This is a genomic window from Pseudomonas sp. T8 (genome assembly GCF_024610635.1).
Taxonomy (GTDB): domain Bacteria; phylum Pseudomonadota; class Gammaproteobacteria; order Pseudomonadales; family Pseudomonadaceae; genus Aquipseudomonas; species Aquipseudomonas chlororaphis_I.
Map to the genome: position 1 here is coordinate 6051972 of NZ_CP102374.1, position 18740 is coordinate 6070711.

At 58.4% G+C, this 18740-nt stretch carries 16 protein-coding genes and 4 tRNA genes; 13 read left to right on the forward strand and 7 right to left on the reverse strand.

The annotated features are described in order from the left end of the window. The first annotated feature begins 137 nt into the window (after positions 1 to 137). The 7 genes from alaS to mgtE all read left to right on the forward strand — a co-directional run bounded on the left by alaS (position 138) and on the right by mgtE (position 6878). Positions 138 to 2762, forward strand: coding sequence for an alanine--tRNA ligase (gene alaS / locus NRG23_RS27580; RefSeq protein WP_016702530.1), 2625 nt, complete (start codon positions 138 to 140; stop codon positions 2760 to 2762). A gap of 96 nt (positions 2763 to 2858) precedes the next feature. Continuing rightward, positions 2859 to 4100, forward strand: a complete 1242-nt coding sequence (locus tag NRG23_RS27585) for an aspartate kinase (RefSeq protein ID WP_007921569.1) — start codon at positions 2859 to 2861, stop codon at positions 4098 to 4100. Between the two features lie 185 nt (positions 4101 to 4285). Then, a complete protein-coding gene (gene csrA, locus NRG23_RS27590) occupies positions 4286 to 4474 on the forward strand; it encodes a carbon storage regulator CsrA (protein ID WP_002554426.1) in 189 nt (62 codons plus the stop codon). A gap of 62 nt (positions 4475 to 4536) precedes the next feature. Then, positions 4537 to 4627: transfer RNA gene (locus NRG23_RS27595), tRNA-Ser, on the forward strand. A 107-nt stretch (positions 4628 to 4734) separates the two neighbouring features. After that, a tRNA-Arg gene (locus NRG23_RS27600) sits at positions 4735 to 4811 on the forward strand. A gap of 72 nt (positions 4812 to 4883) precedes the next feature. Further along, positions 4884 to 4960, forward strand: a tRNA-Arg gene (locus tag NRG23_RS27605). A gap of 475 nt (positions 4961 to 5435) precedes the next feature. Continuing rightward, complete coding sequence (gene mgtE / locus NRG23_RS27610; RefSeq protein ID WP_007921578.1) at positions 5436 to 6878, forward strand: magnesium transporter; 1443 nt, start codon at positions 5436 to 5438, stop codon at positions 6876 to 6878. A gap of 144 nt (positions 6879 to 7022) precedes the next feature. On the opposite strand, the gene NRG23_RS27615 is transcribed toward mgtE, so the two are convergent. After that, positions 7023 to 7349, reverse strand: a complete 327-nt coding sequence (locus NRG23_RS27615) for an Arc family DNA-binding protein (protein WP_003178899.1) — start codon at positions 7347 to 7349, stop codon at positions 7023 to 7025. Positions 7350 to 7730: 381 nt separating this feature from the next. Between NRG23_RS27615 and phnN the strand changes: the two genes are divergently transcribed. Continuing rightward, positions 7731 to 8315, forward strand: coding sequence for a phosphonate metabolism protein/1,5-bisphosphokinase (PRPP-forming) PhnN (phnN, locus tag NRG23_RS27620; protein ID WP_124300241.1), 585 nt, complete (start codon positions 7731 to 7733; stop codon positions 8313 to 8315). Here phnN and NRG23_RS27625 read toward each other — a convergent pair. Continuing rightward, on the reverse strand, positions 8290 to 8469 hold the full coding sequence (locus NRG23_RS27625; protein WP_038576734.1) for a PA3371 family protein: 180 nt from the start codon (positions 8467 to 8469) through the stop codon (positions 8290 to 8292). The genes phnN and NRG23_RS27625 overlap by 26 nt on opposite strands. A gap of 25 nt (positions 8470 to 8494) precedes the next feature. Beyond that, positions 8495 to 8737, reverse strand: a complete 243-nt coding sequence (locus tag NRG23_RS27630; RefSeq protein ID WP_198919251.1) for a hypothetical protein — start codon at positions 8735 to 8737, stop codon at positions 8495 to 8497. A 297-nt stretch (positions 8738 to 9034) separates the two neighbouring features. Between NRG23_RS27630 and NRG23_RS27635 the strand changes: the two genes are divergently transcribed. After that, positions 9035 to 9111 (forward strand) — tRNA-Arg (locus NRG23_RS27635). A 97-nt stretch (positions 9112 to 9208) separates the two neighbouring features. After that, the gene (locus NRG23_RS27640; protein WP_041989068.1) at positions 9209 to 10387 is read left to right on the forward strand and encodes an ankyrin repeat domain-containing protein; all 1179 of its coding nucleotides are present in this window, start codon (positions 9209 to 9211) and stop codon (positions 10385 to 10387) included. A gap of 19 nt (positions 10388 to 10406) precedes the next feature. Here the strand turns inward: NRG23_RS27640 and NRG23_RS27645 are convergent, their stop codons facing one another. The 4 genes from NRG23_RS27645 to NRG23_RS27660 all read right to left on the reverse strand — a co-directional run bounded on the left by NRG23_RS27645 (position 10407) and on the right by NRG23_RS27660 (position 14498). Next, positions 10407 to 11528 carry a DegT/DnrJ/EryC1/StrS aminotransferase family protein gene (locus NRG23_RS27645; RefSeq protein WP_041989066.1) on the reverse strand — a complete coding sequence of 374 codons (1122 nt, stop codon included), beginning with the start codon at positions 11526 to 11528 and terminating at the stop codon, positions 10407 to 10409. After that, a complete protein-coding gene (locus tag NRG23_RS27650) occupies positions 11525 to 11923 on the reverse strand; it encodes an FdtA/QdtA family cupin domain-containing protein (protein ID WP_009045148.1) in 399 nt (132 codons plus the stop codon). Before NRG23_RS27650 ends, NRG23_RS27645 begins: the two co-directional genes overlap by 4 nt. Beyond that, a complete protein-coding gene (locus tag NRG23_RS27655) occupies positions 11920 to 13488 on the reverse strand; it encodes a glycosyltransferase family 61 protein (RefSeq protein WP_038636808.1) in 1569 nt (522 codons plus the stop codon). Before NRG23_RS27655 ends, NRG23_RS27650 begins: the two co-directional genes overlap by 4 nt. A gap of 77 nt (positions 13489 to 13565) precedes the next feature. Continuing rightward, positions 13566 to 14498 (reverse strand): phytanoyl-CoA dioxygenase family protein, encoded by a 933-nt coding sequence (locus NRG23_RS27660; RefSeq protein ID WP_009050311.1) that lies wholly within the window; start codon positions 14496 to 14498, stop codon positions 13566 to 13568. Positions 14499 to 14886: 388 nt separating this feature from the next. On the opposite strand from NRG23_RS27660, the gene NRG23_RS27665 reads away from it, so the two are divergent. The 3 genes from NRG23_RS27665 to NRG23_RS27675 all read left to right on the forward strand — a co-directional run bounded on the left by NRG23_RS27665 (position 14887) and on the right by NRG23_RS27675 (position 18689). Next, positions 14887 to 16491, forward strand: a complete 1605-nt coding sequence (locus NRG23_RS27665) for a tetratricopeptide repeat-containing response regulator (protein WP_009050310.1) — start codon at positions 14887 to 14889, stop codon at positions 16489 to 16491. After that, positions 16488 to 17180, forward strand: a complete 693-nt coding sequence (locus NRG23_RS27670; protein ID WP_009050309.1) for a sensor histidine kinase KdpD — start codon at positions 16488 to 16490, stop codon at positions 17178 to 17180. Before NRG23_RS27665 ends, NRG23_RS27670 begins: the two co-directional genes overlap by 4 nt. A 267-nt stretch (positions 17181 to 17447) precedes the next feature. After that, positions 17448 to 18689 (forward strand): glutamine synthetase family protein, encoded by a 1242-nt coding sequence (locus NRG23_RS27675; RefSeq protein WP_172833391.1) that lies wholly within the window; start codon positions 17448 to 17450, stop codon positions 18687 to 18689. Positions 18690 to 18740 lie beyond the last annotated feature (51 nt).

An 18740-nucleotide genomic window follows, 5' to 3' on the forward strand; every position in this document is an offset into this window, starting at 1 on the left:
CCGTCCAATTGACCGTCTCTATCGTATAAACACGCTGTACCCCAAGCTCAGGGCCGATATAATGCGGCCCTTTGCCGTCGTTTCGTCTGATGACGTTTCGCACAGGCCTTTGGCCGCAGTCTCCGTGGAAGAACCTAATGAAAAGCGCAGAAATCCGTGAAGCCTTCCTTCGCTTCTTCGAAGAGCAAGGCCACACCCGTGTAGCCTCCAGCTCTTTGATTCCGGGCAACGACCCAACCCTGCTGTTCACCAACGCGGGGATGAACCAGTTCAAGGACTGCTTCCTGGGCCAGGAAAAGCGCGCCTATACCCGCGCCGTAAGCAGCCAGAAATGCGTACGCGCCGGCGGCAAGCACAACGACCTGGAAAACGTCGGTTACACCGCCCGCCACCACACGTTCTTCGAAATGCTGGGCAACTTCAGCTTCGGCGATTACTTCAAGCGTGACGCCATCACCTTCGCCTGGACTTTCCTGACGTCCGACAAGTGGCTGAACCTGCCGAAAGAAAAGCTCTGGGTCACTGTCTACGCCAGCGATGACGAGGCCTATGACATCTGGACCAAGGAAGTCGGGGTTCCGGCCGAGCGCATGGTCCGTATCGGCGACAACAAGGGCGCGCCATACGCTTCCGACAACTTCTGGACCATGGGCGATACCGGCCCGTGCGGTCCTTGCACCGAGATTTTCTACGATCACGGCGCCGATATCTGGGGCGGCCCACCGGGCTCGCCGGAAGAGGACGGTGACCGTTACATCGAGATCTGGAACAACGTCTTCATGCAGTTCAACCGCACCGCCGATGGCGTGTTGCATCCGTTGCCAGCGCCGTCGGTGGACACCGGCATGGGCCTGGAGCGGATCAGTGCGGTACTGCAACACGTTCACTCGAACTATGAAATCGATCTGTTCCAGAGCCTGCTGAACGCGGCGGCCAAGGCCATCGGTTGCACCAACGACGCCCAGGCGTCGCTGAAAGTCGTGGCCGATCACATCCGTTCCTGCGGCTTCCTGATCGCCGACGGCGTGCTGCCTTCCAACGAAGGTCGCGGTTATGTCCTGCGTCGCATCATTCGCCGCGCTTGCCGTCACGGCAACAAACTGGGCGCCAAGGGCAGCTTCTTCTATCAAATCGTGGCCGCGTTGGTCGCCGAAATGGGCGAAGCCTTCCCGGAACTGAAATCCCAGCAGGCGCATATCGAGCGCGTGCTGAAAGCCGAAGAAGAGCAGTTCGCCAAGACCCTGGAGCAGGGCCTGAAAATCCTCGAGCAGGACCTGGCCGAACTCAAAGGCACTGTGGTTCCGGGCGACGTGGTGTTCAAACTCTACGACACCTACGGTTTCCCGATGGACCTGACCGGCGACATCGCCCGTGAGCGCGAGCTGACTCTCGACGAGGAAGGTTTCGAGCGCGAGATGGAAGCCCAGCGTGTGCGTGCTCGTTCCGCAAGCTCCTTTGGCATGGACTACAACAGCCTGGTCAAGGTCGATGTGGCTACCGAGTTCACCGGTTATCACGCCACCAGCGGTGCGGCCAAGGTGGTGGCTCTTTATAAGGAAGGGCAATCGGTCGACGTGCTGAGCGAAGGTGAAGAGGGCGTCGTTGTTCTTGACCAGACGCCTTTCTACGCTGAATCGGGCGGCCAGATCGGCGACTGCGGTTACCTGCAAGCGGGCAGCGCGCGTTTCGACGTGCGCGATACCACCAAGACCGGCGGTGCTTTCCTGCATCACGGCGTATTGGCCAGCGGCAGCCTGACCGTTGGTGCTCCGGTGCAAACCCAGGTCGATGCCGAAGTGCGTCACGCCACTTCGCTGAATCACTCGGCTACCCACTTGCTGCACGCCGCTCTGCGCCAGGTATTGGGCGAGCATGTGCAGCAGAAGGGCTCGCTGGTCGACAGTCAGCGCCTGCGTTTCGACTTCAGCCATTTCGAAGCGATCAAGCCTGAGCAGATCAAGGCCCTGGAAGACATCGTCAACGCCGAGATTCGCAAGAACACTGCGGTGGAAACCGAAGAAACCGATATCGACACCGCCAAGCAGAAGGGCGCCATGGCGCTGTTCGGCGAGAAGTACGGCGACAGCGTGCGTGTACTGAGCATGGGCGGCGACTTCTCCGTCGAACTGTGTGGCGGTATCCACGCCAACCGTACCGGCGATATCGGCCTGCTGAAAATCATCAGCGAAGGCGGCGTGGCCTCGGGCGTACGTCGTATCGAAGCAGTCACCGGTGCCGCGGCACTGGCGTACCTGAACGCTGCGGAAGAGCAACTCAAGGAAGCGGCGACCCTGGTCAAGGGCAGCCGTGACAACCTGATCGACAAGCTGTCGGCCGTGCTGGAGCGCAATCGCCTGCTGGAGAAACAACTCGAGCAGCTACAGGCCAAGGCCGCTAGTGCCGCTGGCGACGACCTGTCGGCGCAGGCGCTGGATGTCAAAGGCGCGAAAGTGCTGGCGGCGCGCCTGGACGGTCAGGACGGCAAGGCGCTGTTGGCGCTGGTCGATCAGTTGAAAAACAAACTCGGTCGCGCAGTGATCCTGCTCGGCAGTGTCCATGAGGAAAAGGTCGTACTGGTTGCGGGCGTAACCAAGGACCTGACTGGCCAACTCAAAGCCGGTGATTTGATGAAGCAAGCCGCTGCGGCAGTGGGCGGGAAGGGCGGTGGTCGTCCGGACATGGCGCAGGGCGGTGGTGTCGATGCCGCTGCGCTGGATGCCGCGCTGGCCCTGACCGTTCCGTTTGTCGAGCAGGGGATTTAAGGTTCCAAGCCGAGCCCGTCGTCTAGTGGCGGGCTTTGGAGCTGTGCAGTTTGATTGATTAATGGGCGCCCCTTTACGGGCTGAGGCGGCTTAGAAATGGCTTTGATCGTACAGAAATTTGGAGGCACCTCGGTCGGTTCCGTCGAAAGAATCGAGCAGGTCGCCGACAAGGTGAAAAAATTCCGCGAAGCCGGTGACGACCTGGTGGTTGTACTGTCGGCCATGAGCGGCGAAACCAACCGTCTGATCGACCTTGCCAAGCAAATCAGCGGCGACGGTCAGCCGGTTCCTCGCGAGCTGGACGTGATCGTTTCCACCGGCGAGCAGGTGACGATCGCACTGCTGGCCATGGCGCTGATCAAGCGCGGCGTTCCGGCAGTGTCGTATACCGGCAACCAGGTGCGGATTCTGACCGATAGCGCGCACAATAAAGCGCGCATATTGCAGATCGACGATCAGAAAATTCGCGGTGACCTGAAGGCCGGTCGCGTGGTTGTGGTTGCAGGTTTCCAGGGCGTTGACGAGCACGGCAACATCACCACCCTCGGTCGTGGCGGTTCCGACACCACCGGCGTGGCGCTGGCGGCAGCCCTGAAGGCTGACGAATGCCAGATCTACACCGATGTCGACGGCGTCTACACCACTGACCCGCGCGTGGTGTCCGTGGCCCAGCGCCTGGACAAGATCACCTTCGAAGAAATGCTGGAAATGGCCAGCCTGGGCTCCAAGGTGTTGCAGATCCGCGCGGTCGAGTTCGCCGGCAAGTACAACGTTCCGCTGCGCGTACTGCACAGCTTCAAGGAGGGTCCGGGTACCCTCATTACTATTGATGAAGAGGAATCCATGGAACAGCCGATCATTTCCGGCATCGCTTTTAACCGCGATGAAGCCAAGCTGACCATCCGTGGCGTGCCAGACACTCCCGGCGTGGCCTTCAAGATTCTCGGCCCGATCAGCGCCGCGAACATTGAAGTCGACATGATCGTGCAGAACGTTTCGCACGATAACACCACCGACTTCACCTTCACCGTGCACCGCAACGATTACCTGGCGGCCCAGCAAGTACTGGAAAACACTGCCCGTGAAATCGGCGCCCGGGAAGTGGTAGGCGACACCAAGATCGCCAAGGTCTCGATCGTTGGCGTCGGCATGCGCTCCCACGCGGGCGTTGCCAGCCGCATGTTCGAAGCGCTGGCCAAGGAAAGCATCAACATCCAGATGATCTCGACCTCGGAAATCAAGGTTTCCGTGGTGATTGAGGAGAAGTACCTGGAACTGGCTGTGCGCGCTCTGCACACGGCTTTCGAACTGGACGCTCCGGCCCGACAGGGCGAGTGATGCGTTGCCCGAAGGGCGCGGTTTACCGCGCCCTTCGTTTTTTTGATCGGCGTGACAGAAAACTGTTCTTTTGCTCGCGCTAGTCAATACTTAGGCGTGTAGGGCTACGGCCGTCCTGGTTGTAGGTCGATACCCTTTTTTTTGCAGACTGTTGTCCCTGAAATGAAATGCGTGAGGAGAAAGGTATGCTGATTCTGACTCGTCGGTGCGCAGAAAGCCTGATTATTGGTGATGGCGAAATCACCGTGACCGTGCTTGGCGTCAAAGGAAATCAAGTGCGTATCGGTGTCAACGCCCCTAAAGAGGTAGCGGTGCACCGTGAAGAAATTTACCTGCGGATAAAGAAAGAGAAGGACGAAGAACCAAGCCATTAATTTTTATCGTTTTTTTTGTTTGCAAACGGGGAGAAAGCTGGTTAATATACGCCCCGTGTTGCGGAGAGCTGGCCGAGTGGCCGAAGGCGCTCCCCTGCTAAGGGAGTACACCTCACAAGGGTGTCGGGGGTTCGAATCCCCCGTTCTCCGCCATTATTTACTTAGTTCGTTGTAATCTGGCTTCTTCTGTAAGTTGTTGAAATTACTAGAAAAAGTGCTTTACAAAAAGATTTAACGGCCTATAATGCGCGGCAACAAATGCACTCGTAGCTCAGCTGGATAGAGTACTCGGCTACGAACCGAGCGGTCACAGGTTCGAATCCTGTCGAGTGCACCATTTAAGAGTTGTTTGCAGTGATGTGAATAGCTTGGCTTCAACCAGTTGTGGTCTGGTCTAAAAACACAAAATGCACTCGTAGCTCAGCTGGATAGAGTACTCGGCTACGAACCGAGCGGTCACAGGTTCGAATCCTGTCGAGTGCACCATATACCAAGAAGCCCGCATTCATTGCGGGCTTTTTGCTTTCTGTCGTTTGGCTTTTCTCCCTTTTTTATCGATTCCTCTCTTTGAACGTCGCGATCATTCTGGCGTCGTATTCAGCGTGTGCCTGTCTTTTTTGATGTGGCCTTTCGAAAGCTCCCGGCAATTGTGAATTGATCGCGGGGGCGAGTTCCGGGCGCAGTTTTTTCGTCTGGGGTGTGTTTTCTTTTTCGGATGGTGCGTCGCAGCTTTATAGATTCAGCGCTTCTTCAGCTTTGCGCCGCAAGCGCTTGTTCTTGCCATGATTTTTTAACGTTTAAAGCCGTCAAGCGGTGTATGATTGCGCCCGTCAGCCCCGCCGGGGCTTGTGGAATACCTCCATGGACTTACCCAGTAGTTACTCAGTATCCCGTTTTTACAATCATGAATTGACTGATTGATCCTTCCGGCGTGCTCCTCTGCTGGGAGTGGAGTTCGCCTATGACCGAAGTAGAAGTAAAGAAAACACAAGACAGCCTGCAGGATCGCCTCGCTCAAGTCGTTGAGCTGCTGCAGCGCCAGCGGGTGGTCGAAGACCTGACTCATCGTCAGGAAGGTCATCATCAGGATCGGGTCGAGAACCTGGTCCACCGGCAGAACCTCGTCGAACTGCAACGCAAACTCGATGATCTGCACTCCGCCGACGTTGCCTACATCCTTGAAGCCTTGCCGCTCGACGAGCGTCTGACTGTCTGGCAGCTGGTCAAGGCCGAGCGCGACGGCGACATCCTGCTCGAAGTATCCGATTCCGTACGTGAAACCCTGATCGCCGACATGGACGATCATGAGCTCCTGGCTGCTGCCAAGGAGATGGACGCCGACGAACTTGCTGACCTGGCTCCCGAGCTGCCGCGAGACGTTGTCCATGAGCTGATGGAGGCGTTGGACGGCCAGCAGCGTGAGCGCGTTCGCTCCGCCTTGTCGTATGACGAGGAGCAGGTCGGTGCGTTGATGGACTTCGAGATGGTGACCATCCGTGAGGATGTCAGCCTTGAAGTGGTCCTGCGTTATCTGCGTCGTCTCAAAGAATTGCCTGGCCATACCGACAAGCTGTTTGTCGTCGACTATGACGGCGTGCTCAAAGGTGTGCTGCCCATCAAGCGGTTGCTGGTGAATGATCCGGAGAAACAGGTTTCTGAGGTCATGGCCAGCGACCCGGTAAGTTTCCATCCGGATGAAGATGCCTACGACGCTGCGCAAGCATTCGAGCGTTACGACTTGATCTCGGCGCCGGTGGTCGACAAGAACGGCAAATTGATCGGCCGTCTGACCATCGACGAAATGGTCGACTTGATTCGTGAGGAGAGTGAGACCGAAGTCCTCAACATGGCCGGTCTGCGCGAAGAGGAAGATATTTTTGCCTCGGTCTGGCGTTCCCTGCGCAACCGCTGGGCCTGGCTGGCAATCAACCTGATCACTGCATTCGTCGCTTCGCGAGTGATCGGCTTGTTTGAAGGCTCCATCGAAAAGCTGGTGGCCCTGGCGGCCCTGATGCCGATCGTGGCGGGTATTGGCGGCAACTCGGGTAACCAGACCATCACCATGATTGTTCGCGCCATGGCGCTGGACCAGGTCAGCACCGGCAATACCTCGCGACTGATGCGCAAGGAGCTGGCGGTGGCCTTGATCAATGGCTTGGTCTGGGGCGGAGTGATCGGCGTGGTGGCCTACCTGCTCTATGGCAGCTGGTCGTTGGGTGTGGTGATGACGGCGGCCATGACACTCAACCTGTTGCTGGCGGCGTTGATGGGGGTTCTGATTCCTATGACGCTGGCGCGTCTAGGGCGCGACCCGGCAATGGGGGCCAGTGTCATGATCACGGCCATGACCGACAGTGGCGGCTTCTTTATCTTCCTTGGGCTGGCCACCATCTTCCTGCTTTGATCCTGCATACAGCCCCTCTAATGGGGCTGTATCGTTTTCTCCATCCCTTTGCGATCCAGGCCCCAGTGCTTTTGTAGCGTTCGAGCGGTAAATTTCGGGTAAAAAAAAGCCAGCACAAGGCTGGCTCTAGCTTTCGAGGTCGAATCAGGAAGCGTCTGCGGCCATTTCGGCGTCATGGGCGATCAGCGAAACGAGGGCGTTCTGCTGGCGATGGGAAAGTTGACGGAAACGTTGAAGCAGTTCGCGTTCATGCAAGGAGAGCTCTGGGCTGTCCAGGCGCATGCTCAACTCTTCACCCAAGGCGCCTTCCTGAATAAGACTCTGTTCCAGGCGCGCGATGATTTCGGAGTTCATGCTGCGGTGATGATTGCGTGCCACCTCGGCAATGCGTTCACGCATCCCGTCGGGTAGACGTACGACGAACTTGTCAGCCGTACGGCTGGAATAAATTGCCTGTTTCAATGGGCGCATATATTTAACCGGTTAGTTCAGGGGAGCGGTTCTCGGAATTGGCCGCGGGATGTCAGTTAGGACAAGCGTTGCTGCCAAATGTTCAACCTGAATTGTTAAGAGGCCCGCATCATGCCTCAAAATAGCCAGATCCTTGGCGTCAATTCTGTGACAAATATTGAACTGGATAAAGGCGTTATGCCAGCACCAATTATCAGAAATGCGGACTGGTTTGAAAAGATTGCCTGTCCGCCTATCTGCCCGCGTCCTGGTGTCCGATAGCTGGCGCGCTTGTGCGTCGCCAGACGGGCCTGCATGCGGATCCGATCATTGTTTCCTACCTTGTACAGGATAGTGGCAAATTGCCGATTTACTAGGCTACGAGTGCCATGGAGTCTTTGAATGCCAGGCAGACTGATTTATTTGATGGGGCCTTCCGGGTCAGGAAAGGACAGCCTGATCGAGGCTGCGCGCCGGCCTCTGGCGCAGCTCGGCTGCGATGTGGTGCGGCGGGTGATCACCCGTTCCGCGGAATCCGTGGGAGAAGAGGCCCACGGAGTAAGTGCTGACGAGTTCGAGCGCCTGGAGCGGCAGGGGGCCTTTGCCTTGTGCTGGCGGGCCAATGGCCTGGCCTACGGAATTCCCGTGCAGATCGACGAATGGCTGGCCAGCGGGCGCCATGTCCTGATCAATGGCTCCAGGGCTTACCTGGATCAGGCTCGCCAGCGTTATCCGCAGCTTTTGGCGATTCTGTTGACGGTGGATATTGACGTGCTGCGGCAAAGACTGATGAATCGCGGTCGCGAAAGTGCGGAGCAGATCGAGGCGAGGCTCAAGAGAAGCGCTCTTTTTTCCGCAGACGACGGACCTGTGCTGGGAGAGTCCGTGTTTTTTCTGGACAACTCGAGCGAGCTGTCCGTGACGCTTGAGCGTTTTATGAAGCTCTTGAGAGATCAGGGGATCAGCGCAGTACAGGGTCGAACTTGATTTTGCGTCCCAATGCCAGCGCCAGCAGGAATAAGCCGGAAAAAACGCCACAAGCAATCAAGGGCACATCACCCAGGGTATTTTCAGCGGTGAAGCAACCCAGTGTGGCACTGAGCACTGCCAGGATGAGAAGGCCTTTGGCAAGTCGGGACATTAATAGGCTCCTGATAGGGTCATATTCAAAATACCCAGCTTTCGGGTCTTGGCTTGGCAGGTAGAACAACGGCTTCTGGGGCATCGGCGACCTGCGCCATGCCAGGATTCTCCGATGTGCTGCTCATCACAGCCCATTGCGGGGCCTGGTGTTGCACGTAGTGGGCCCTGTACTGGGTACTCTGATCAGCGCTGCCATCAGGCTGAAAGTGGAAGACCACCAGTACGGCGATGGCAATGGCATTCGATAGAAGAAGGGCGCTGTTCATGGGCTTGATCTCCACTGTTCTTTCATAGAGATGAAGCAGCGCTCATGCCAAGAGTCTAACCTCTAATAAACCCTTTAAAAACAATGAATTAATAGGGTTTTTAGAAGGCAGGAGATTGCATTCTGCAATGATGGCTTTTTGCAGTGATGCAATTTGCACGACGGCTCTGGCAAGTTGCCTGATGGCTAGAGGTAGCCACCGGTTAAAAAGCCCTACTCACAACATGACAAAATCAGGGCTGGCCGTTAACATGCACGCCGTCCTTTGCGCCGCAGCAGTATCTGCGGTGGTCAATTTGTCCCAGTAGCTCAATTGGATAGAGCATCCCCCTCCTAAGGGGAAGGTTGGCAGTTCGAACCTGCCCTGGGACACCATCTACTTCCGGGCTTTCAGGCCAAACGTGGTTCTCTCCCTTATTTCGCAGCAGCGGCTACGTTTGTGCACACAGTTCTCGATGCTGTGGAGTCATCCATGATTGTCATTGCTGGAAAAAACAATATTTCGGTATTTGGCCTGGAACAGGCTCTGCAACAATTTTCGCCTGACGAAGTTGCGGTGGTCTGCAACCGTAACGACACGGGTGTCGACGGTTGGCAACGTTCGTTGCGGGCGGCGGCGCTGAAATATGGCGTACGTGAGATCAGCCTGGAGACGGCTTACGAACTAGCATCCGTTGCGTTCATTTCCCTGGAGTTCGACCGGATCGTCGTGCCTGAGCGCTTCTCCATCAGTCGCGTGTTCAACATTCATTTCTCGAAGCTGCCGGAATACAAGGGCATGTTTACCTCGGTCTGGCCGTTGCTGGAGTCCAGGGCAGAAGCGGGTGTGACCTTGCATTTCATCGACCGGGGTATCGACACCGGGGACATCGTCGCGCAACAGGTATTCCCGATCCTGTCCTGGTGGACCTGTCGCGATCTGTATTTCGCCTTTAATCAGCATGCCGGCCAGTTGCTGGAGCAGTGGTTTGCCACGTTGGTCGATGGGGACCTCGGAGCAGAGCCACAGAGTGCGGTGGGGTCCAGCTACTTCTCAAAGGACGCCATCGATTATGGGGCGTTGAGAATCGATCCGCTGTCGACGGCCTGGGCACTACGCAATCAGATCAGGGCGTTCGCCTTTCGTGAATATCAGTTCTTGCGCTGGGAAGGAAAGCCGGTGGTCTCGGCGACGATTCTGCCTGGGCGTTCACAATTCAAGGCCGGGACCCTGATCAACGCAACCGAGGATTATGTCGAGCTCTGCACCATCGATTACGACATCCGGCTGAATTTTGATCGATTGCCGGAGATGCTCAAGGCTTGTGAGTTGGGTGATCTGGAGGCGGTGATGGCGCTGCAGGCCAATATTGCCGGTTACAACGATGCCAACCCGCAAGGCTGGACGCCGCTGATCGTCGCCAGTTATGCGGGCGCCTATGAGGTGGTTGACTGGCTGTTGCAGCAAGGGGCCGACCCGGAGCGGAGCAACAACAAAGGCACGACGCCCTTGATGTATGCCAAGGACGCCTACCTGGCCGGGCGTTGTCGTAGAACCTTTCCGTTGTTGTTGCGCAGGGGCGCTAGGCTGGAGGCTGTCGATCATTCCGGTCGGGCACTCGCCGACTATGTGACGAACGAGCAGTTCGCTCAGTTGCGAGGCGCTATCTAGACACCTCGCAACAGGCGCATCAGCGGGCTGTGAACTGGTTGATGGCGGTGGCAATGTGTTGCTGTTGTTCCTGGCTCAATGTCGGATAGATCGGCAATGACAGGATCGAGTCATGCAGCGGGGGCCGGGACACCTTGGAAGTCCTGGCCAGATCGCTGTAGGCCCGCTGCTCGGTAATCGCCAGCGGATAGTGAACCAGGCATTGGATGCCACGTTCGGCCAGATACGCCTTCAGTTGATCGCGCCATGGGCAGGTAATGACATACAGGTGCCAGACGTGGGCGCTCGCTGTCGTGACCGAGGGCAGGGTGATACCCGGGTGCCGGATGTGTTCGCTGTAGTAGCGGGCGACGCTGCGTCGACGGGCAGTATCGCTGTCCAGGTGTGCCAGCTTCACCCCCAGCATCGCGGCCTGGATTTCATCGAGGCGGCTGTTCACCCCTTGATAATCGTGCTGGTACTTGATGCGTGAGCCGTAGTTGCCCAGCGCCCGGACCAGGGCTGCCAGCTCGGCGTCGTTGGTGGTGATGGCGCCGCCGTCGCCCAGGGCACCGAGGTTCTTCCCGGGGTAGAAGCTGAACGCCGCGGCATCGCCCCAGTTGCCGGCCTTGCGCCCGGCCAGTTCAGCGCCATGGGCCTGGGCGGCATCTTCAAGCACCAGCAGGCCATGTTTGTGGGCCAGCGCCATGATCTGTGGCATCGGCGACAGCTGGCCATAAAGATGCACTGGCAGTATCACTCGGGTTTTGTCCGAGATGGCCCGTTCGACGGCCTCGATCTCCAGGTTGTGGGTGGCAGGGTCGACATCCACCAGGATCGGCGCCAGATCGTTTGCCAGAATGGCCGAGATAGTGGCGATAAAGGTGTTGCTCTGCACTATCACTTCATCGCCGGCCTGAAGCTTGCCTTGCTCTTTCCAGGCACGCAGGATCAGGGTCAGGGCATCCAGGCCATTGGCGACGCCGATGGCATGGCGGCTGCCACAGTATTCGGCGAAGGCGGCCTCGAATTGCTCAAGCTCTCGCCCCATCAGGTACCAGCCGGAGTCGATCACGCGGCTGCAGGCGGCTTTGAGCTGATCGGCATATTCGTGATTGATGCCTTTCAAATCCAGAAACGGGATATTCATCATGTGAGTCATTGCCCGACCATGTCCATGAACTGGGCATAATCTCGGACATAGTCGCCTTCTTCGTAGAGTTGATCGGCCAGAACCATCAGTACACAGTCTGGAGAGAAGTCATACATCTCACGCCAGATAAAGGATTCGATCAGCAGGCCCTGGCAAGGATTGTCCAGGGTGATGTCGATCTTTTCCCGGCCGTCGTCCAGCAGAAAACGGCACGAGCCGCGTACGGCGATTGCCACCTGCTTGAGGGTCTTATGGGCATGGTAGCCGCGGCGAACCCCTTCACCGGTATTGAACATGTAGTACACCCGCTTGACTGGGAAGGGGATGTTTTTCCCTTCTTCCAGGGCGATCAGCGAGCCACGGTCATCGCCGTGGGTCTGCAGCGGCAGAATGTGAATCTTCATCGCGTCTCCCCTTCGAGCCGTTTCGACAAATGCTGTTGCAGCCAGTTTTCAACGCTCTTGGCGTCGACCCGATAATTTCGGTAATACAGTTCCCTGGAGTCGGTCGAGCCTACCCGGTAAGCGATGTAGTCCATTTCGACGCCGACGACCGCCGCCAGGTTGGAAAAGCACGACAGCTCTGCGTATTCCTCGGCCATCCAGCACAGGGCGCGAGCGTTTTTCGAGGCGAAAATCAGATTGGTCCAGGCCGCCCCGGTGGGGCCGACTATGACTTCGGCATTGGCCATGATCGCCACCTGATGGTTGATGTCCTGTTCTTCCATGTACACGCAGGTAAACCCATAGGGTTCCAGCAGCTTGAGGATCTCGGCCTGGTTGTAGTGCCGGAGAAAGCCTTTGCGGGCCAGGAATACTCGTTTGGGGAGTTCACTGATGGGAATGTCATGGGCCAGATGCAGCGCCTTTTCCCGCAGGAAATGGATCGACTCCGGGCGGACGAAGCCGCTGCTGGCACTGTTCTGTGCCGCGCCTTTGAAGTTCGGGATCATATTGTTCGGGGCACTGATCAGCAGTAGGTCGGCCACCTGGTAACTGGTGATGTTTTCCAGGAGCACCAGCGGGCGGTCAACACCGATTGCCTCGATCAGGGCCTTGATCGAGGGAATGTTCTGGCTGCTCTTGGAGATCAGCAGTGGATAGTCCGCATAGTGCGGCGGCAGTTCGGCCACGAATTGCAGTTGCGACAACACTTCTACCGTCCAGTGGTAATAGTTCTGCTCGTTGCAGCCGCTGATCAGCAGGCCTTTTTCCAGCTCCACAGGCTTGCCGCTCCTGACCAGGGCCAGGCGCTGCCCATGGTAGAGCAGGTGCGCAGCACTATAGTCGGCCTGCAGGGATTTCGCCGTGGGCACTCGCTCCAGCACCAATTGCCCGTCCGGCAGTATCACCGAGCGGGACACTGAACAGACTTGCCCCTGGCGGAAGTGGTAGAGAGCTATCTCGGGTAATTCCAGGGTGATCGCCGGTGTCGATTGATGGATGAATCGTGGCGGCTGGCTGGTGCCCGGTTGGCTCGGGCGAAAGACATGGACCTTGTGCTCGTCGCTTTCATCCAGCCAGCGCAAGGCCAGGCGCCGGGTATCCTGGCGTCGAAAAAACAGTCGATACAGCAGGTCGCTGATCAGCCCCGGTTTTTTGCATAGCCGTTCATAACCCAGTTGCTCGAGGTGTTTGCCAATACGCTGGAACCATGGGAGCTGCGAGTTGATCTGCGCGCCATGGAACACTTCGACCTTTTGCTCATTGATGGCCAGCTTCTCAGTGAGCTGCGGATGGATCTCGCGGTAGTAATCGCTGGCGATGATGATCTTGTCGAAAGCCAGCGAACTCAATTGCTGAGGCGCGTGGATCAGTTTGCCGAACAGGCGCTGGCCCTGCTTCTGCTGGTTGTTATCGACGAAGCCGATCACCCGGTAGCGGCGGCGGTTGTACTTGTAGAAGTTGACCCCGCCGGCGCCGGTACCGAATATCAGCACCCGCGCTTTTTGTCCAAACCCTGTCGACACATTGACCTCGTCTTGCTGGTGCAGCCGGTGGTAGATCGTCACCCGAGCGGTTCGCCCGCTCGGTAAAGGCGGTGACGCTAGCCATTGTTATTGATGATGTTGCCCTTGATCTGGGCGATACCCTTGGCGTTCAGGTCGCGTCGGGTCCTTATCGGTTGCAGCTCGCCCTGGATTGCGGCGTTGATGGTATCAATCGCGGTCTTGCCGGTGTTACTCCGGGACTTGCCCAGCAGGTAGCGCAGCGACAGGCGGAACTGTTCCGATTCATTGGCCACCGGCCGCGTACCGTGCAAGGTGCAGTTGTGCCAGAGCCCGACGTAACCCGGTCCGCCCGTCAGCCGGTAATCCTGGCAGGCCATCTGCTGCCCCTGATCGTCGGCGTAGGTCCATTGGTCGTGTTCCTGATGTTCCAACTGATGAGGGAACAACGTGGCGCCAAAACGGTGAGTACCGGGCATCAGGTGCAGCGGTGAGTCGTTTTCGGTGACTTCGTGCAGGTACACATAGAGGGTCAGGAAGGTCGAAGGGTCGAGTTCCACCCGGCCCTGGGGCCAGTCGATGATGTCCTGGTGAAAGTCGATCCCGCGGAAGTAGGTGATGTCGCGAAAGGGCTTTTTGATGTACGGCCCCAGGTTCGCCACATTCACATCGCGGATCTTTTCCCGTACCCAGTCCGGCAGCCATGAGTCCGGTACGCCGCACACCGCTTTCTTGATCACCACTTCATAGTCGGCGCCGAGCACTTCATCGAGCACCGCGCTGAGGCGCGGATCCTGCTCGATGAACTGCAGCTGCGGCTCGAAGGCATTGAGGAAGTTGAAGGTCTTGTTCGGGTTGGCGTTGAGGTGGTTTTCCTGGGCCAGGTATTCAGCCTCGTCCATGAACAGCCCGGCCCCGAAGGCCCGTGCGGCGACCATCTCGCGGTACAGCGCCTGCGTGCGGTCAGCGTCCAGGATCTCGCCAAAGATGTGGGCGCCCTGGTCGATGAGGTTTTGGATACAGGTTTGCATGTTGCGCTCGTTTTGACTGTTGCTGTCTGTCTGCAAGGTATCGGCGTGGCTGGCCTGAAGTTGATGCCGCCCGGCTGATATTCCCGATGGAATTTGCCGCAACCGGGGCTGGCGGGCGGCGCGAGCAAGGATATCGAAGGCTTTTGGCAACTATCTATAAGGGAACGCCAGAATCGGCCGATAACCATCATGGATGTTGTTGCAGGTCAAATGGCGGGGCCATGGACCGAGTGCCCGGCGAGAGCAGACGGGCGCTTTTGCGGGTTGATGTAGAATGCATTGATGGCCTGTGGCCATTATCGTTGTCCGGGTGCAACAAAGGTGACGACCTTGAGCGTGTCCTGCTGTTGCCGCGGGCTTCATCTTTTTTACGGGTCTGGAATCTTCGATGCTGGCGTACCACCAAAAAAGCTTTTTGATCGTCGATGATTTCTCGGATTTCCGCAGTTCTGTCCGGTCCATGCTGCGTGAGCTGGGCGTCAAGGACGTGGACACTGCCGATACAGGCGAGCAGGCGCTGCGCATGTGTGCGCAAAAGCGCTATGACTTCATCCTGCAGGATTACCACCTGGGCGACGGCAAGAAGAACGGCCAGCAGGTGCTCGAAGACCTGATGACCGACAAGCTGATCAGTCATGAAAGCGTATTCCTGATGGTCACCGCCGAGACCAGCCAATCGATGGTGCTCAGCGCCCTCGAGCACGAGCCGGATGCCTATCTGACCAAGCCTTTCAACCGCTCCAGCCTGGCTCAGCGGCTGGAGCGGCTGCAGCAGCGCAAGTCGTTGCTCAAACCGATCCTGCAGGCGCTCGATCGCGGCAAGCCGCTCGAAGTGCTCAATGCCTGCATCGCCCTGTGCAAGCAGGATCCGCGCTATTCGCCGCTGTGCCTGCGCTACCGGGCCGATGCCCTGCGTGATATGAACCAGAACGAAGCATTGGAGCGGCTGTACGAGAGCATTCTGGCGGATCGCCCGTTGCCATGGGCCTATGTCGGCCTGGGGCGTCTGCTGTTCAAGCGTGGCCAGGTGACCCAGGCCAAGGCCATCTACGAAAAGGCCTTGAAAGCCTTTCCGATGATGCCGGCGCTCTACGATGGCATGGCCGAAGTGCTGCTTGCCGAAGGAGACTCCAAGCGTGCCCAGAGTGTGCTGGAGGAGGCCGTGCGCCTGTCGCCTCTGGCCGTGCGCCGGCAAGCGCTGCTGGGCAAGCTGGCGATGACCAACGAAGACTTCGAGACCGCCTCCAGGGCCTATCGCCAGGCGGTATCGCAAGGTGCGCAATCGCGTTTCAAGGACCCGGAAAGCAACCTTGGCCTGGCGCATGCGCTGATCAGCAAGGGCAGTGAAAGGGGGCTGGATACCCGCACGCGCCTGGAAATCAACAGCACCCTGAGTGCGGTGGCCAAGGAAAACCCCAGCGATCCGGGGTTGCAGATTCGCGCCCGCTTGATGAAGGCCACCAGCCTGTTGCTCAACGATGCTGAGACGGCGGAAAAGCTCACCGAGCAGGCGATGTTGCGCCTGGACGGGATGGAACAGTTCATGAGCCCGGAAGCGGCGCTGCTGGTGGCCAAGCAACTGCAGATGCTGGGACAGGCCGATGCCGGCGCGTCGATGCTGAAAAACTGTGCGGAAATCTACGGCGACGACCCGAAGGTGATGGAGGGTATCGCCAAGCTCACCGATGACCCGGCGATCCTCAACTCCGCCAACGCCGCGGCGGACATGAACCGCCAGGGTGTGCGCAGTTACAAGGCTGGCGCCCTGGGCGAGGCCCGGGACCTGTTCCGCCGGGCCCTGGCCATGCAACCGAAGAACATCAGTATTGCCCTGAACATGGCGCAGTCGTTATTGCACGGCACTGACATCACCCAGGATACGGCGCTGCTGGAAGAGTGCCGGACCTGCCTGAAAATGGTCGGCCTGATGCCCGATACCGACGCGCGTTATCCGCGTTATCAGAAGCTGCGAAGCAAGGCGTTTGGCGAATGAATACCCACGAACAGGCTCTCGACTTTTCCACGGTGATCGCCTCTACCGTGCACGACATGAAGAATTCCCTGACCCTGCTCATGCAGGCCCATGCCCAGTGGCTGGCAAGATTGCCGCAGGCGCAGCAGGGCACGCCGGAACAGGGCGTGATGGAGTTCGAATTCGCCCACCTCAACGGCATGCTGGTGCAACTGCTGGGGCTCTACAAGCTGGGAGTCAACCAGTTGCCGGTGCAGCCGGGCTACCACGAACTGGATGACTTCATCGAAGCGCAGTTGGTCAGCCATCAGGATGTGTTCGCCAGTCGCGGCATTGCCGCGACCTATGAAGTCGATCCTTTGACCCCCCTGGGTTTTTTCGATCGGGAACTGATCGCCTCGGTGCTGGCCAACTGCATCAACAACGCCATTCGTTATGCGCGCCATGCGCTGCTGGTCAGCGTGCACGATGAAGGCGGGCAGACGGTGCTGACCATCAATGACGATGGCGAGGGTTATCCGCAGCAGATGATCGATAACCAGGCCGACTACGTGCAAGGTATCAATCACAGCAGCGGCAGCACCGGCCTGGGGCTGTACTTCGCCGGGCGCATTGCCGCGCTGCATCAGCGCAATGGTGTCTGCGGGCGTACCGAGATCCGTAATGGCGGGCCTCTGGGTGGTGGTGTGTTCAGTCTCTATCTGCCTTGAAACCGGCCTTGAAGCGGTTGCCGAGCTTGTAGGGGCTTCGCCGCATTTCGGTGGTGTGTCCGATCCCGAGGGCTTTTTGTTCGAGGCTGCTTGATATTCCGAACAGCCGGAGCCTATTTTGTACGGGTCGCCGTTCTCGGCTCGTACAACAACAAGGATTGAGTCATGACAACCGATGGCCGCAGTTCACTCGCACAGCGATTGACGGGCATTGACGAGATTGAATGTGTCACTCCGGATCTGAACGGCGTGCCACGGGGCAAGGTGATGACTGCCGAGGGTTTCCTCGAAGGGCGGCGTTTGCAGATGGCCCGCGGGGTGCTGCTGCAATGCATCATGGGTGGGTATCCACCCGCGCGTTTCTACGGCAGTGACGACGGCGACCTGGCGCTCAATGCCGACCCGCAACAGATTCATCGCCTGCCCTGGAGCTCGCAGCCGCGTGCGCTGGCGATTTGCGACGCGGACGAGTTGAGCGGCGAAAGCTCGCGCCTTTCCACCCGCGGCCAGCTCAAGGAGGTCATCGCGCGGTACGCCGCTCGCGGCCTGGCGCCAGTGGTGGCGACCGAGCTGGAATTCTTCGTGTTTGCGCCCAATACCGATCCGACCCAGCCTTTCCAGCCACCTATTGGCCTGGACGGTCGTCGCGAAGACGGGCATTCGGCGTTCAGTGTCAGCTCCAACAACGGCTTGCGGCCGTTCTTCAGTGAGGTCTACGCCTGCATGGCGGCCTTGGGCCTGCCGCGCGATACCTTCATGCATGAAATGGGCGTCAGCCAGTTCGAGATCAACCTGCTGCACGGCGATCCGCTGTTGCTGGCCGACCAGACCTTCCTGTTCAAGCACCTGCTCAAGGAAGTGGCGCTCAAGCATGGCCTGACCGTGGTGTGCATGGCCAAGCCACTGGCGCATACGCCGGGCAGTTCGATGCATATTCACCAGAGCCTGGTCGAGTCGGCCAGCGGGCGTAACGTGTTCAGCGACGAGGCCGGAGAGCCGACCGCGATGTTCCGCCACTTCATTGGCGGGCTGCAGGCGGGCATGGCGGATTTCACTGCGCTGTTCGCACCGAACGTCAACTCCTACCAGCGCCTGTGTCATCCTTACGCCTCGCCGAACAATGCCTGCTGGTCCCATGACAATCGGGCGGCGGGTCTGCGTATTCCGGCCAGCTCGCCGGTGGCGCGGCGGGTCGAGAACCGTTTGCCGGGCGCCGATGCCAATCCGTATCTGGCGATCGCCGCGAGCCTGGCGGCCGGTTTGCACGGCATCGAAAACGAGCTGGAGCCGACGCCGGCGATTCAGGGTGAGTTTGCCGTGCCGGACAGTTTATCTTTGCCTTGTACCTTGCATGCCGCTCTCGAGCGTCTGAAACGTAGCCAGTTGGCCAAGGAATTGTTCGGCAATGAGTTCGTCGAAGGTTATGTCGCTTCGAAGACCATGGAGTTGACCAGTTTCTTTGATGAAATAACTCCCTGGGAGCGGCGCGTCTTGGCGGCCCAGGCTTAACCGAACCGTCGCAGTCGGGCCATCGTTCGGATGGCCCGGCACTCAATTCAA